Annotated in this window: 12 protein-coding genes; 7 read left to right on the top strand and 5 right to left on the bottom strand. The window is 60.5% G+C overall.

Annotated elements, in window-relative coordinates; genetic code table 11:
• Positions 1-230: 230 nt before the first annotated feature.
• The 3 genes from ACO08C_RS09345 (at position 231) to ACO08C_RS09335 (ending at position 3,667) form a co-directional block, all read left to right on the top strand.
• Positions 231-1,424, top strand: coding sequence for an alpha/beta hydrolase (locus ACO08C_RS09345; protein WP_421785140.1), 1,194 nt, complete (start codon positions 231-233; stop codon positions 1,422-1,424).
• Between the two features lie 42 nt (positions 1,425-1,466).
• Entirely contained in the window at positions 1,467-2,852 is a 1,386-nt protein-coding gene (locus ACO08C_RS09340; RefSeq protein WP_421785139.1) for a hypothetical protein, read from the top strand.
• Positions 2,853-2,938: 86 nt separating this feature from the next.
• On the top strand, positions 2,939-3,667 hold the full coding sequence (locus tag ACO08C_RS09335) for a hypothetical protein (protein WP_421785138.1): 729 nt from the start codon (positions 2,939-2,941) through the stop codon (positions 3,665-3,667).
• Between the two features lie 67 nt (positions 3,668-3,734).
• On the opposite strand, the gene ACO08C_RS09330 is transcribed toward ACO08C_RS09335, so the two are convergent.
• The gene (locus ACO08C_RS09330) at positions 3,735-6,182 is read right to left on the bottom strand and encodes a DUF305 domain-containing protein (RefSeq protein WP_421785136.1); all 2,448 of its coding nucleotides are present in this window, start codon (positions 6,180-6,182) and stop codon (positions 3,735-3,737) included.
• 317 nt (positions 6,183-6,499) lie between these two features.
• Positions 6,500-6,721, bottom strand: coding sequence for a hypothetical protein (locus ACO08C_RS09325; RefSeq protein ID WP_421785134.1), 222 nt, complete (start codon positions 6,719-6,721; stop codon positions 6,500-6,502).
• Between the two features lie 141 nt (positions 6,722-6,862).
• Here ACO08C_RS09325 and ACO08C_RS09320 point away from each other — a divergent pair, with 141 nt between their 5' ends.
• From ACO08C_RS09320 to thrC, 4 genes are all read left to right on the top strand, one after another.
• Positions 6,863-8,065 (top strand): NAD(P)/FAD-dependent oxidoreductase, encoded by a 1,203-nt coding sequence (locus ACO08C_RS09320; protein WP_421785132.1) that lies wholly within the window; start codon positions 6,863-6,865, stop codon positions 8,063-8,065.
• A gap of 435 nt (positions 8,066-8,500) precedes the next feature.
• Positions 8,501-10,291 carry a homoserine dehydrogenase gene (locus ACO08C_RS09315; RefSeq protein ID WP_421785131.1) on the top strand — a complete coding sequence of 597 codons (1,791 nt, stop codon included), beginning with the start codon at positions 8,501-8,503 and terminating at the stop codon, positions 10,289-10,291.
• 21 nt (positions 10,292-10,312) lie between these two features.
• On the top strand, positions 10,313-11,260 hold the full coding sequence (locus ACO08C_RS09310) for a homoserine kinase (RefSeq protein WP_421785129.1): 948 nt from the start codon (positions 10,313-10,315) through the stop codon (positions 11,258-11,260).
• On the top strand, positions 11,257-12,552 hold the full coding sequence (thrC, locus tag ACO08C_RS09305; protein WP_421785127.1) for a threonine synthase: 1,296 nt from the start codon (positions 11,257-11,259) through the stop codon (positions 12,550-12,552). Before ACO08C_RS09310 ends, thrC begins: the two co-directional genes overlap by 4 nt.
• 43 nt (positions 12,553-12,595) lie before the next feature.
• On the opposite strand, the gene ACO08C_RS09300 is transcribed toward thrC, so the two are convergent.
• The 3 genes from ACO08C_RS09300 to ACO08C_RS09290 form a co-directional block, all read right to left on the bottom strand.
• Positions 12,596-13,156: a LytR/AlgR family response regulator transcription factor gene (locus ACO08C_RS09300; protein WP_421785125.1), complete on the bottom strand. Its 561-nt coding sequence runs from the start codon at positions 13,154-13,156 to the stop codon at positions 12,596-12,598.
• Between the two features lie 297 nt (positions 13,157-13,453).
• A complete protein-coding gene (locus tag ACO08C_RS09295) occupies positions 13,454-14,398 on the bottom strand; it encodes a TolB family protein (protein WP_421785123.1) in 945 nt (314 codons plus the stop codon).
• A gap of 154 nt (positions 14,399-14,552) precedes the next feature.
• Entirely contained in the window at positions 14,553-15,686 is a 1,134-nt protein-coding gene (locus tag ACO08C_RS09290; protein WP_421785121.1) for a helix-turn-helix domain-containing protein, read from the bottom strand.
• Positions 15,687-15,879 lie beyond the last annotated feature (193 nt).

Here is a 15,879-nt window from a genome sequence, read left to right as displayed (position 1 = left end):
CACAGGAAATGCCATAAAATTCGAACGTCGGCAGCGTTGAGAGGTTCCCGTCCGGCCAATGCGGCCCCAATCAGCGTTTCGCATCAACTCTTCCCCAATTCCATACGCCGTCATCCGGCCGGCACCGTCGGTATGCTTTATCGCGCGATATTTTCAACTATCGGGTGACAAATCCGGATACAGCACCCAGAATACGGCTTCAATTTTAAGTCTTAAGGGAGAGTTCGTGAATGGATTTGCCCGTTCTGACCCAGTCTGGCGCCTTTCTGGTCATGCTGATGGCGGTGAGCGCTCCCGCAATCGCGAAAGGCAAGACGGACGAACGCCCCGACGCTGCGGTATGCCCACATGATCAAACTTATTGCCGGACCGCACTGCCAGTCGGTCCGGCTGGCGTGCGCGACCGCCTCGGCAACGGCAATGAAGTCTACTGGACGGACGGTGATACGCTGATCATTGCTGCACGCAGAGAAGCGCAATCCGTGCAAATATGTTGCGCCTTGCAGGAATCGCTTGATCGGTTGGGCGACGGCGATATCTGGGCCGCGGCTTTTAATATTTCGCGTCTCGATGAGGCGATGTTGGATCTTGGCATTGTATCGGTGCCACGATCCTCTGAGGCAACGCGAACCGGCTTAATTCATCGCGGCGAAAATGCGAGACCGCCGGTCCCGAGGTCCGATCCCCTGACCGGCGCGTTGGACAATTATGATGTGCCGAGCCCAGCATTCGGTGAGCCACGCACGATCACCATCTACACTCCGCCAAACGGCGATCGCCAGATTTTGCCGGTCGTCTATCTTGCCGACGGTCAATCGCTGGAGTTTTTCGCTCAAATTGCGGAAGCCTTGGCGTCCGCATGTGAAGCACGGCCCGTCCTTCTGGTTGGCTTATGGAACCAACCGCCGGAGCTGGACGAGGACGGGCAACCTGTCATGTCCTATCCCGACGGCCGGTCCCGCGACTATCTGTGGGGGGCGGATGAAGCGCAGTTCCGGCGGCATGAAGCGTTTTTGATCCACGATGTCATGCCGATGGCTGAGGAAAGTCTTGGCGGACCCGGATCGGCTGAAAACCGGATGCTCTTTGGCTTTTCAAGCGGTGCGGCATGGGCGGTCACCACCGCCCTGCGCAATTCTGCCGATTTCCGCTATGCGGCCGGCGCCTCCCTGCTCTGGCGCGAAGCCGCAAACGCCGGTGAGGCCAATCCGGGCCAGCATTTCTTCCTGGGGGCCGGATATTACGAGCCTGACGCCGCCGATATTAGCCGTCACGCGCGCGAACGGATCGAAGCCGGCGGTGCACAGGTGGATTTCAACCTCTTCATCACGGGCCATTCCGAAATCGGCTATGCGCAGACTTTTGCGTGGGCATTACGGGAGGCCTTTCCGGCCACAAGTGCGAGCTGCGAAGGCGGCCCGTGACGCTCCGCGGCTGTTCGTTAGTTTTTGGGGAGGTCACGTTCAATGACCAAGAATTTCGTCGCGGCGCTCACGGCGAGCGTCTTTTGGGCTATCGTGGCGAACGCTCAGGAAGCCGATGAACGGACGGCGGACAGCCAGATGTCCGCGGCAATAAACGCATGGCAAGAATCTCTCAGCCTTTGGACCGACGGACGCTATCTGGACAGTTTGGAGGTCCTGGATGTCGTCGATCCCGTTCCCGAAAGCATGCAATACAGTCTCGATCAGGCAGAAGGTACGATAAGGGCATTCGTCGGTGATGAAGCCGGCGCGATCGAAGCCTTCACGCGGCATCTTGATGTTGACGTGGAGCCATTCGACCGCGCCTCGTTGAACGAACCGCTAGCGGCCGCCGACGCCTTAGACACACTCCGGCACATGGCTCGTGATTATCGCGTGGTTATGATCAACGAGGCGCATAATGTATCGCGCCACCGCGCGTTCACGGCTGAACTCCTGACCGCTCTCCACGCAGATGGTTTTACCGCCTTTGCTGCGGAAGGTTTCCACGAGCAAACCGGTTCGCGCATGGCAGAGGTCGGTCATCCGAGGCACGATCAGAGCGCCTATATTCAGGATCCGTTCTACGCCGAAATGCTGCGTGCAGCCCACGCTTTGGGCATGACAATTGTCGGCTACGAGGAGCGCGCCGAACAATCCTGCCGCCCCGATTGCACAACCGCTGAGAATTCGGCAAACCGCGAAATCAACCAGGCACAAAATCTGGCCGCTTTCGTCGAAGCGAATCCCGACGCACGCATCCTGGTTCACGTCGGCTATGCCCACTTGTCTGAATTGGTGTTCGAAGATCTCGCGCACATGAAGATGGGGGCGCATTTCACGCGGCTCACCGGCCTTGATCCGCTGACCATTGATCAGTTCCGGGCAACGCCCGGCGTCTGGCCGCCGCACGAGTCGGCTCTGACTTTTCTCTACGAAAACTACCCGATCAACGCGCCGACAATTTACTTTGATGCTGAAAACGAGCCGTATCGTATAATCGACTACGCCGACCTCACGGTCATTCACCCGGTTCTGCCTGATAATGACGGGCGGCCAGGCTGGATTGCCAATTCCGGGTATTTCGAGCGCCACCCTTTCAACATCGATCCTTCCTGGCTGCCCGAAACACGGCCGATCGTTGTGATGGCCCACATCGCGGGCGAACCGGACGGCGCAATTGCCATGGATCAGCTGCTCGTGGAATCTGATACCGGCTTGCCCGTAACCCTGATGTTGCCGGAGGGCGATTACCACCTGTCTATCCAGACGCTTGATGACCCCGATATTGAACTCGGCGTTTATTCTGCGGTTTCCGGCGAAGCGCTCGTCCCGATAGGCCAAAGCGAAACCGATCAGGAATCGTGGGCAAATGAGGGTCCGCCCTGATTTGTCTGGACACGCTTTTCCTTGCGGTTTTTCCGTCCACCCACCCAAAATTGCGGCCTCTTCAGGTCTGAGTCGTGAGGACGGTCATGTCGCAACGGGAGAAGAAAACAGACGGTGTCGAGATCCGGATTTCGCCTGACCGCAAATCCCAGCTCATGCGCGCCGCCACGCGCGACGGCAAAACAGCCAGCGCCGTGATCCGCGAACTCATCGATGGCTATCTAGATCCCGCGAACGAGGCGACCGCTCGCATATCCCGCGCCCCGCTCTATGGGCTGGGGCTCATCATCGGTCTCGCGGTGATGTTTGCAGCCTTGGCGTTCAACCCGGCACAACAGGCCGGAGCCGATCAACTCGAGACCGATATAACGGTCATGATCGCTCCGGCAGATGATCTCATGTCGCGAGTGATGATGGATACACGGATGAGCCAACCGATTGGAGAGCCGTTCACGATCCAGTTTACGCGCAATGATCGCACACGCGCGACCGTTCTTCAGGTTCTGCAACCATACTATGGTCAGCAGAATTGGCAGGCCACGGCGGAGGGAACGATTTGGCTGCGTGCGTTCGTCAATGAGGAGCCGCACTCCAACAATCTCGCCTTCACGGTTCAGTTTGTATTCGTCGAGGCGGGTACCGAGGATCAGCTCGTTTTATCCGAACACGTCCTGCGTGCGCAGGCCGGGTCACTCGCGCGGCTCGAGGCTGGCGCACCCGATGTCGGCCTTGTTTCGATAAGACTTCGGCCGCAGCTCAACGGAGCGGAGAGATCGGCAAGGCGCAGCGAACCGGAGACGGGCCAGCCGTCATGAGGCCGGCCACGTTCGCCATCGCACACACCCTGAACCGGCGCGCCGGTCAGGCGCGCCGTTTGCCAGATTAGCCGCCCAGCATTTCCGCAATACCGGTGAGCGTCGACCGCAATGCAGACACACGGTCGCCATCGCGCCCGTCGGCATCTGGCAGGCGATCACCGAATCCGGCGAGCGTTTCTGCGAGGTCGGCATCGGTGCCCTCGGCGTCCATGACAGCCCGGGCACTGCCCAGCGCCGTGTAGAGATCGGCCGCCAGCTCCTCGCCGAGAATATCTCCGCGCTGCAGCTGGTCGACATAGGCCAACGCCACGACCGGATGATCCGGCCAGGTCACTTCGGTCTGGGTCTGCGGATTGAATACCGACCCTTGCTGGCCGAGGGCAGCGGCGGCCACTTCATTCTCCGAGAGATGCTCGCTCGGCGACAGCGCCAGAATGTCCAGGCCACGCACGATCTCGGTGGCGTAGATCAGGCCATTATACCAATAGGATGACCAGAAGCCGCCGACGACCATCTGCGCGCCATCGATCGGACCGCGATCGAAATAACCGATCTCGATCGGGCTGGCGCTGTCGGTGAAATCCATCAGCGTCAGCCCGCCCTGATACCAGGACTGCACGAAGATATCGCGGCCCGGCACCGGCACGATCGACCCGTTATGCGCCACGCAATTCTCCCATTCCGACTGGGCGGTCGGGATTTTAAAGTGGCTGCGGAATACCAGCGCGCCATCGACAATGTCGTAAATGGCGTTGGCGCCCCAATTCACCGGGTCTTGCGCCTGACAGCGCGGCCGGCCGCCACCGCCCCATTCGTCGGTAAACAGGACGGAGGTTCCATCATTGTTGAACGTTGCGGAATGCCAATAGGCAAAGCCGGTATCGGTTACAGCATCCAGACGCCGCGGCGCGCGCGGGTCGGAAATGTCGAACAGAATGCCATTACCGGAACACGCGCCTGCCGCCAGATTCAGCGAAGGAAACACTGTGATGTCGTGACATTCATCGGTGCGGCTGGTGGTCTGCGTATCATCACCATGGTCGCCGCCCTGCCACAGCCCGGCGATCTCCCCGGTTTCCTCATCGGCAAACACGGTGGGGCTATCGACAATGCGGGCTTGCGCCGGATCGTCGGCCGGGATCTCGATCACATCAATACGGAACAGGGCTGTACGGCTGTCGCCCGGCACATCGCCGACACAACCCGCCAGCTCTTCATCATCGCGGATCGAGCCGATCCCGGAGTTGTAAAGTAGTATCATCCCGTCCGCGTCGGGCCCGGACACCACCGAATGGGTGTGCGAGCCGCGACAGGTCTGTACTTGGCCGACCTGGCGCGGCATCAGCGGGTTTGAGATATCGAAAATCCGCAGGCCACGGAATCGTTCCGCGCTGACGTCCTCGCTTACGCCTTGCCGGCCGCAATCGACGCGCGCGCGGGTCTGCTCAACCGACATGATCAGCAAATTGCCGACGATCGAGACATCACCCTGACCGCCCGGGCAGACGACCGAGCTCACCAGCTCCGGCTCGCCGGCGCCCAGCTGATACATGTTGAAACCGTGATAATTGCCGACCGCCATCAGATCGCCAGCAAAGGCCATGTCGGTATTCGAAAAGCTCAGGAAGGGCGATCGCGAGCCGAACTCAGGCTCGGCCTCTTCCTCCATCTCATCGTCTTCAGATGCTTCCGCCTCGGCTTCATCCTCGCCGTCCTCGTCCTCGATTTCTGGGCGCAAACCCGCCGGGTTGGCCGGATCGTAGAAGCCTTCGGGCTTTGGCAGCGACGCGACCAGCACCAGGTTTTCGATCGCCTCGCCAGCATCGCGGAATCCGGCGGCCAGATTGGACCGTGGATCGGCATCCAGCTCGCGCAGGATCCGGCTCATCCGGCGGATTTCGGCCTCCTGCTCGCTCTCGACATCATTGGCGAAATCGTAAAGCGCCGGATCGAAAGCCGATCCCGGCTGGCCGAGCAGTTCGTCGACCATCTCAATGGCGCCTTCGTGATGCGCGATCATTAATTCGAGGAATAATTGGTCGAACGCGACACCTGCTGCCTCCGCCAGCGCGTCCATCTGTTCGGGCGTCGCCATGCCGGACATCGCAGAGTGGTCGAGACCCGCCGCATGCATGGCATGCGGATCGGACGGGTCCGGTGCGACCTCGCCACGATCTTCCAGCCAAGAGCGCATGAAGGCAATTTCATCTTCCTGCGTTGCATCGATCCGGCCGGCCAGCTCCACAATGTCCTCGCGGTTAGTGCGGTCCTCAACCAAAGCGGCCATATCAACGGCTTGCTGGTGATGCAGGATCATCCCCTGCATGAAGGTTACATCGGCTTCGGAGTACCGGTTTTCGGCGAGCTCGACGGCCTCGTCGCGGCTTAGCGAACGGCCGTCCTGGCCGGGCGCGCCCGGCTGGATGATCGGCACGTCTTGGGCGAATGCGGCAGCACCCGTTAAACAGGCCGCTGCACCGCTCAACAAAACAGTCCGGATATTCGTTGCCATATTCCTGATCTCCCCAGAACATCGATGCGGGTAGAGATAGCGCCCGGCTTGCGCGTGGCAAACCAGCGTTTTGCAGTTCGGATGGCTTATCGCCTGGCACAGCCGGCAGGCATGAACCTGTTGGGCTCAAGCCATACCGTGTTTGCTTGGCCTTAGAAGGGTGCCAGGCCCCAAATGAAGGCGAACGCCATGAGCGAAATCGCCGGATCGGGACGAATATCGTCTGCGTTTTGTGCTGTCGAAGCGATCTTCACCTACAATTGACGGCTGAAACGTGTATCGGGATCGCCCCGGTTCTCAGGCACCGAGAAAAAGTCTCAGCTCATATCGCCCGGCTCGTAGCCGAATTCGAACGGGCAAACGACATCAATGATTTCGGGAACAGGCCAGTCGACAGAAGCGATGCGGTCGGCCGCATTTTCATCGTCAGCCGCGGCTGACTCGATGTCGGTGCTGCCCGCGTCTGGCTGACTGTCTTGCGCCAATGCGGAGCCCGCCAGCAATACAGCGGCCAACGCACTCCAAACCATTTTCTTCATGATGTTCCCCTCGCCCAGGCAGACGCTCGTCTGCCTGAAGCGGGCAAACTAGCGGCAGATCCGGGTATCGCAAAAAACGGCGAGCGGTCTCCACCGCCCAACTCCCTTGACGCGCGGCCTGTTGCGCCGGAGAGCAGGCCCATGTCAGTCGCCGGAACGCAGCACGAGCCCGTCGACGCGCTGGTCATCGGGGCGGGCGCGGCAGGGCTGTTTTATGGGGCCCGCGCTGGCGAGGCAGGTCTTCGTGTTCTTGTCCTCGATCACGCAACCAAGCCGGCCGAGAAAGTCCGCATTTCCGGTGGCGGCCGCTGCAATTTCACCAACATCCACACGGCGCCGGAAAATTTCCTGTCGGACAATCCGCATTTCGCCCGATCGGCACTGGCGCGCTATACGCCTGAGGACTTCATCGGCCGGCTGGCCCGCCATAATATCACCTGGCACGAAAAATCGCTGGGCCAGCTTTTCTGCGACGGCAGGTCCGGCGCCATCATCGACATGCTGGTTCGCGAGTTGCAAGCTGCTGGGGGCGAGTTGCGGCTAGACACGGCAATCGGCGACATTACTCGCACCGCCGATGGTTTCGAGGTCATCACGTCGAAGGGGACGATCGGGTGCCGGCGGCTGGTCATTGCCACGGGTGGGCTGTCGATCCCGAAAATGGGTGCCACCGGCTTTGCCTATGATGTCGCACGGCAATTCGGCCATACCGTGATCAATCCGCGCCCCGCACTGGTTCCCTTCGTTTTCGAGGGTCGTGACAAGACGGATTTTGCATCGATTTCCGGAATCGCTTGCCCGGTCAGCGCAAGCAATGATCGCGCTGCGTTCGAAGATGCGCTGTTGTTCACACACCGGGGCCTGTCGGGCCCGGCCATCCTGCAGATCTCGTCCTACTGGCTCGCTGGCGAACCGATCAGGATTGACCTGCTGGCAGGCACGGATGCGCTCGACAAATTGACCGCCTTCAAGGCAGAACATCCGAAGAAGTCGTTCGCCAGCGCGCTCGAAACCATCCTGCCTAACAGGCTCGTGAATCTGTTAACCGCACGAGGCGATGTCGCCGATGTGCCGCGGCTGGCGGACATGTCTCACGCAAAGATCCAAGAGGCCGTAACGGCTTTGTCTCACTGGTCCATCAAGCCGGCAGGAACTGAAGGTTGGCGCACCGCGGAAGTCACCGCTGGCGGTATCGACACGAAAGACCTGTCGTCGAAGACGATGGAAAGCCGGATGGTGCCGGGGCTCTACTTCATCGGTGAATGCGTGGACGTAACGGGGTGGCTCGGCGGCTATAATTTCCAGTGGGCTTGGGCCAGTGCTTATGCCGCAGCGCAGGCCTGACGCGCAAAAAATGCCAAAACACGGCAGAATAATTTCCCTATATTTTTCAGATAATTAAATTTCGCCCTGGGAAGAACGGACGTCAGAATGGTGCATTCCGGTCACAGGGGTCAGGTTGACGCAGCGCACAAAGTCCGACCACCCTTTATTGCGCACGCGTCATCAGGCGTGTGCCGAGCCGCGAATGGAGCGCAGGTCATGGGCAAGGTCCCGGCCTTTATCGCAGTGATTGATCCGGCCACTCCCGATGGCCTGATAGCGCGCGCGCTCGGTACCACCACCACCACGACCACCACGACCTCCGATACAGGGGGACGGGCAGGCGCGGGCTGAGGCAAATCTCGAAAAACAACCCGAACCGACCCGCTCCCGGCCCCGGAAGCGGGTTTTTTCTTGCGCGAAATCACCGCCGGACACGAACCAAGGACCCAACTGATGAAATCCGATCCAGATCACGCCGTCCCGCATTGCAATGATGAACCGCTTTGCGTCATTAAGTTTGGGGGATCTGTTCTGACAGACTTGAAGGCTTATGCCGATGCGGCCGCAGAGACCTACCGGCATGTCAGAGCAGGCGAGAAAGCCATCGTGATTGTCAGTGCGCTACAGGGTGAAACCGATTCACTCTACGCCGAGAACGAACTGGTCGGCGGCGGTGCTTCGTCGGCGGCGACAGCCCGGTTGGTTCGGCTGGGTGAATTCCGCTCAGCGGCCCTGATGGGCTTGGCCCTTGAGCGAATCGGGCTTCGCGCGGCTGTTGTTGATCCGCACGAAATCGGATTGCTGGCCGAGGGCGATCCGCTGGATGCCGACCTTTGCGGGCTGGATGTCGAACGTGTCCGCGACAGGATCGCCGAGGCGGACGCGCTGGTCGTGCCGGGTTTCACGGCATGTCACGACACCGCGGGGGCCGCGGTTCTCGGCCGTGGCGGTACCGATCTGAGCGCCGTGCTCTTTGCCGCCAAGATCGGGGCGGGACGGGCCCGGCTGATCAAGAATGTGGACGGTGTTTACAGCGGAAATCCGGCGCACGATCCGGCCGCGGCGCGTTTTGACCGGCTGGACTACTGCGCCGCCCGCAAAGCCAGCCAGGGATTGATTCAGGACAAGGCGATCCATGCCGCCGAAAAGGCGGGCGTCGAGCTCGAAATCGCGGCCATGGGTGCGGGGGCAGCCAGCCGCGTCCTGCCCGGCCCTGCTGTCGTCGGGGCCGCGGGAAAAGCGCGCCGGCAAAGGATCGCACTGTTGGGCTGCGGGGCCGTCGGATCCGGCGTGCTCGACCATGTCGAGCGCCGCCGTGACTTGTTTGCGTTGAACCCGGTTCTGGTGCGCCATCCCGAGATCCGCGCGGCGGACCGGCGGGCCGAGTTTACCGGCGAGCAAGCCGATTCTCTGTCAGCGAACCCTGACATTCTTGTTGAGATGATGGGCGGCGCCGATGGTCCTGCCGAACTCATGATCCAAGCGCTGGATGCCGGGGTGAACGTCGTGACCGCCAACAAGGCCGCGGTCGCCCGGCACTATGACGCGCTTCATGACGCCGCCCGCCGTGGCGGTGCACACCTCGCCTATTCCGCCGCCGTAGGCGGCGGCGCACCGATGATCGAATCGGTGCGGAGATTGAAACCGATTGGGGTGTCGGCGGTGAGCGGCGTTATGAACGGTACCGCGAATTTCATTCTGTCAAAGCTGGGGGCAGGGGAAGCGTTTGAAGACGCCTTGGCCGATGCTCAGCGGCTGGGTTTTGCCGAAGCTGACCCTAGCGCCGATGTCGAAGGTCACGACGCGGCCGACAAGCTGTCCATCCTGATCCGGGAAGCGTTCGGCATTGCGCTGGCGCCCGATCTCATTCCCAAACAATCGCTGGCTGAAATCACGCCAGAAATGTGCGCGCAGGCCGCTCAGGAAGGTAAAGTCTACAAACAGATGGCGCGCGCGAGGCGGGTGGCGGCCGGAGCGGTGGACGCCGAAATCGTCATCGAGCCGGTCGCCATGTCACATCCTTTCGCCGGTGCCCGGAATGAGGAAAACCGTGCACTTCTAACCGACAGCCGCGGCCAAATTCACGCAATCTATGGAAAGGGCGCGGGACGATGGCCGACAGCCGCCGCGGTCTTCGCCGACATAATGGACATACAGCGGGCGACGGCCTGTGTTAGTCCCGTAGCCGACGGCCTTGGCCGCAAAGTTATTGCCTCGAAGGCCATCCGTCTGCAAAGCGCCTGACGACAAGGGGAATATTTCGCCGTGAATCAGTCCGCGAGAGCCAGCGCGCCGGCCAGCATCGGCAATATCGGCGTCGGCTTCGACGTGCTTGGCCAGGCTTTTGATGTGGCTCGCGACACGGTCCATGCATGGCGTGAAGCTGGGACTGGCGCGCGCCTCGGACGTGTGACCGGCATCGTCGACAGCCTTCCAGCCTCGGCCCGGTCCAACACCGCACTTGCCGCCGCCGCTGCATTGCTTGATTCAGCCGGAGCAGACTTTTCGGTCCGGCTCGACATCGACAAGCAAATACCGGTCAGCGCGGGCATAGGCGGATCGGCCGCATCCGCAGTGGCCGCTGCGGTGGCGGTCAATGCGCTTCTGGAAACGCCGCTGCAAACCGCGGAACTCCTGCCGTTCGCGCTCGCTGGCGAAACCGTCTCCGCGGATCCCCCGCCCTGGGACAATGTCATGGCCTCGCTTCACGGCGGCCTGGTAATTGCCGCGCGCCTCGACCCGGTTCTGATCGCGCCTCTGCCCGTACCGGACGGCATCACGGCTATCCTGTTTCATCCGGAAGCCAGAACGAACACGGCGGCAGCGCGCGAAGTCCTCTCCAACCAGGTACCAATGCAAACAGCGGTGGAACATGCACGGCGTATCAGCGCCTTCACGCTCGGTTGCGCGACCGGGAACCACGAACTTATCCGGGCAGGCCTCGAGGACGTTCTCGTCGAACCGCAGCGCGCTTTTCTGTTGCCGGAATTGCCCGAAATCAAAGCTGCCGCACATGAGGCCGGCGCGCTCGGCTGCTCGTTCTCGGGCTCCGGCCCATCGGTTTTCGCTTGGGCGGACGATCATTGCGCTGCTGCGGTCGAGACTGCCATGGCAGCGGCTTTTGCAGAGGCCGGCCGCAAGGCCCGCGCCTACACCGCCCCGCTGGCGAGCCCCGGCGCCCGCCTCGAAACGGTCGCGGAGCCGGTCCGATGAAATTCAAATCCACGCGCGGAAAAACCGGTTCTGTGTCCTTGAGCGAGGCTATCCGCGCCGGTCAGGCGGCCGATGGCGGTCTCTTCATGCCCGAACAACTGCCAGTTTCAGATTACGGAAAAGCCGATACAAGCGGCGGCCTCGCAGCCTTTGCCACACACTTTCTGACACCATTCTTCGACAGCGACCCATTGGCGGATTCCCTGCCGGAAATCTGCGCCGAAGCCTTCGACATCGCCGTTCCCGAGATCGCGTTAGCGGAGGACATGTCGGTCTTGGAGCTGTTCCACGGCCCAACCGGCGCCTTCAAGGATTTCGGCGCGCGTTTCCTCATGGCATGTTTGGACCGGCTGGGAGATGCAGCTCACCCGTTCACCGTTCTGGCGGCGACGTCTGGCGATACCGGCGGCGCGGTCGGATGTGCGGCCGAGGGCCGATTGGCCGCCCGCGCCGTGATCCTCTATCCGGATGGCAGGGTTTCGCCTTTCCAGGCGCACCAACTGTCGTGCTGGAACGCGCCGGTGACGACCCTGAAAATCGCCGGCGATTTCGATGCCTGCCAGGCATTGGTCAAGGCGGCCTTCGCCGACCCGGATTTGACACGGCGCTACCCGCTGACCAGCGCCAACTCGATCAACATCGGCCGCCTTCTGCCACAGGCGGCCTACATCGCCTTCGCGGCCGCGCGGCATGTAGCAAACGCCGGCCGCAAACCGGGGATCATCATTCCCACGGGTAATCTCGGTCACGGCGTTGGCGCCCTCATCGCGCGTGCATGCGGTGCGCCATTGGGGCCGGTAATCCTCGCCACGAACGCCAATGCCGCACTCCACGATTGGGCGAAGACTGGCACGTTTCAGCCTCGACCGTCGATCAGTACGATCGCCAATGCGATGGACGTCGGTGCTCCAAGTAATTTTGAGCGGCTCGATGCGCCATCGCTAAGTGTCGGCGATCTGAAGGTCGAACGGGTGCCGGATGATGCCATCCGCGCCCGCATCAAGACCGACTATGGCCGGCTCGGCTACATCTGGTGCCCCCACTCCGCCTGTGCCGCCGAGGCCTACGCGCGCCTGTCCCCGGCGAAACGGGCTGAACATGACTGGCTGATCGCGGCGACAGCCCACCCGTTCAAGTTCGCCGAGATCATTGAACCGATTGTCGGTAAAGCCATTGAATCACCAGCGACGCTTTCGGCAGTATTGGAACGGAAAGCAAACGCCCGCCAATGTGACGCAAGCCCGGCCGCACTGGCGGCCAAGCTCGCGGAACTCGAGAAGCAGCCCGCCTGACCGAGCGCCATCCGGCAACCATGCCGATGGCCCAGCGCGCGTTCTAAATCACGATCGCACCGTGGTGGGACCCGAGAAACCGGGCCTTTACGCGCGGCCAATATGTCCGGCCGATCGGCAAGCAATTACCTGAATTCAGCCGAACGTTTCGCATTTTCGGACCCGCGACCTCAATTTGCACAATTCGGTCGCAAGGCACGAGATAAGATCGGTGTATCCGAATGAATTCCAGCGGATCGAGCCGCGCTTCTATCCGCGATATCGTGTCGCGAAGCACAAACACCGAAGATCTCTGAAGGATCTCGACATAATCCCCACTCACCGAGATTGCGACGATATCATCATAGCCGATGATGCGTTCGATATTCCGGTATTTGACACGAAGCTGACGTCGCTTTTGGCGTTGGGCTGCAACCGTCGGCGTCCGCCCAAGCGATCGTATGAAACGCGCGACACTTTCACGGATCTCTTCGCCCGGCACTTGGAGAATTGCGTACTCTCGCGCCGAAAACCGGAACACGGCCTCGGCCGTTGGCGGCATCTGCGCAAACACCATCATGAACGGGATGTCCCGTGAGTTCAGCACTTCCGCCAATTGAAGCATTCGATCATCGCTGGCGCGCCCTACAAGAATGAACGCAAGGTTTTCATCTCGGCTTCTTGAGGACAGAACCAGATGAAGCGCGTCTTTCGGGGCCAACGATACAGGGCGCAGGCCAGCGCCGAACATTTCCGCCGGGCGTAATTGTATATCGCCACTCGCTGCCAACAGGATGGATCGCCCAGCGAGCGCTTCCGTGTCTGGACTTATGGCGGTTTGAAGCGACATATCAGACCGAAACAACCCTGTCTGTCGACGGATTGGATGGCAGGTGAATGAGATCAAAGGTCATCGGCCCGCCTAATCAGGAAACCGAACCGGAGTCGCGTTCAGATCGTTCACCGGGATCCAGTAGACGCGATCGCCAGTATCGAATGCGAGACGAAGACCGTCGGGCGAGACGCGGCTGAAATACTCGGACTGTTGTGGTGTGTGCGTAATCCGACGCAGGTCCGAGCCGTCCGCGTTCATTGCATATAGATCGTTGGCTTCCCCTTCTTGGCCACGCGAGAAGAAAATCAGGCCGCCGTCGGCAGACCAGCTCATGAATGTTTCCCGCGCATGCGGCGTGTCCGTCAGCCGCGCGAACATTTCACCGTCGGGCGTCAACAAAAACAGATCGCCCCAAGACTGCCGTGATGGCTCAGTGTCGGAAGCAGGATTATTTGCGGGAACGGGAATCCGGGCGGCAACGAGAATGGCGCTCCCGTCAGGCGAATAACGCGGGCGCAAGATGCTGACTTGCGGCTCCTGGGTGATCTCTCTCAGGTCCCCGCCATTGCGATCCATTGAAAAAATGGCGAAGTGCCGCCCCGGCGCTGCATAGCTGAAAATGATCCGCTCGCCGTCTCGTGAATAACGAGGAGCATTGACGGTACCGGGCTCCATAAACAGCACGCGTTCATCTTCGCCGTCCGCCGCCATGTCGAAGATTCCGAGAGAACGCATGTCCGAACCGGCCGCAAACACAATTCGTAAGCCATCGGGCGCCCAATCGGGCTCCAATTCCCAACGCTCGGCTGTGTCCGTCAGCCTGCGTTCGCCACCATCTAGCGACAGGATAAAGAGGTCCGGCAATCCGCCGCGAAACGAGTAAACAACGACGCGGCGGCTATCGGGTGCCCAGCTTGCTCCCCTGTCGCGTCTCTCGGTAGCAGAATCTGCATCGGTTTGCCGCGCGAGTGACTCACTAGGAGCGCCAATGGCCACCAAGATCAAGTTGGTAATTGCAAACAGGAATCTCATTTGGACAAGCTCCGAGTCAGCGAGCGCCCGCCCAGAGTTCAAGCTTCACCGAAGCTGTCGTCTCAAAAGATGATCAGAAAAAATCAGCACTTTTTATCGGTATGAATTCAGCAGCTTAACTGCAATTAAATATCGGTAAGTCGGCCTGATATCTTCAACGAATGGCCTGCCGGAAACTCGACGGAGTCTGGCCGACAAACTTCCGGAAGGCTTGATTGAAGGCCGACTTCGAATTGAAGCCAGCATCATAGGCGACATCGATAATCCGGTTGCCGGGTTTCACGGATAACGCCGCTTTAGCGGCTTCAACGCGATGGCGATTGACGAACTCCAGGAAATTGCATTCGCCCGATTGCTTGATCGCTTCTGAAACGAGACGCGGCTTCTGCTTCAGGGCATCGGCCAGATCCTGAAGCGTGAGGCCCGGCTGCAGGTAGAGCCGGTGCGACATCATCGCCTGTTCGGCTTGGCGGTAAACCGCCTCCAATTGCTTGGAGGTCTCTGGCGGGATCGCATCATCGAGTGCCGGCACAAAGAAGTCGCGATGCACGGCATGATCCGCGACGCCCCGCAACATGATCAGGTTGATCAGCCCGAGCTGCGTGGCCAGCACGGCCGCGAATGACCACTGCGTAATGCTCGAATCTGTCAGGGTCTGCCCGGAAATATGCCAGACAAAGTCGAGCGCGATCACGAGCGCCTTGATCAGGACAAGATAGCGCAGCCAGTTCAGCGACCGGTCATCGAGGCTGGAAAACCAGTTCTTGAGGCGCATCCCGTAACGGTGAAGCTGAACCAATGAGGCCGCCAGATAACCGACCATGACAGCCTGGCCGAACAGGGAAAAGAAGTACTGATAGAAAAAGCTGCCGGCGATCCCGCCCCGCAAATATGCCAGCTTGTCTTCGGCTGAGAGGAAGTAGTATTCCGACGCAAAGCCGGCATAGATCGGCGCCACGACCGAAAGGTGAAGCAGGTGAATGGGGCGCAAGCGGAAGGCAGCATCTATACGCGCCTGTACGAACAGAAAAAGCGCCGGCGCACAGAGAATGCCGACAGGCGAAAGCACGAAAGCCGTTTCAGGCCACCGAAGAAACCCTCCCAGATGGGCAAAAAGCGTATCACCCGCCGCCAGAACGACCGCGGTGAAGAAAACCGCAGCCGCGATGAATTGCGGCGATGTCCTTAAACGCGTGAGCGCAATGAAGGCGATGAAGATCATCCCTTGAACCGTCAGCGAGGCGGCCGCAATTGACTGGAGGAGATAGATGATCGGTCCGTCGAGCATGGTCTAGTTCAATTCCGCTTGCCTGCAGATCTGGGCCAATATCCCGCTGTGTTGTCTCATTCGGCAACATCCTTCCGCAAAAAAAGGCGGGCCCGAAGGCCCGCCCAGCATACGCAAATCGCCTAACCTTGACTCGGAGGGCGAAACCGGCCCGCGAAACCGAGAACTCAGTAAAGCCCCGGGACCGGTTTCT

The sequence above is a fragment of the Hyphobacterium sp. genome (genome assembly GCF_965229905.1).
Taxonomy (GTDB): Bacteria; Pseudomonadota; Alphaproteobacteria; order Caulobacterales; family Maricaulaceae; genus Hyphobacterium.
The sequence above is the reverse complement of the archived record's forward strand: the minus strand, read 5'-3'. Positions and strand labels throughout refer to the sequence as shown.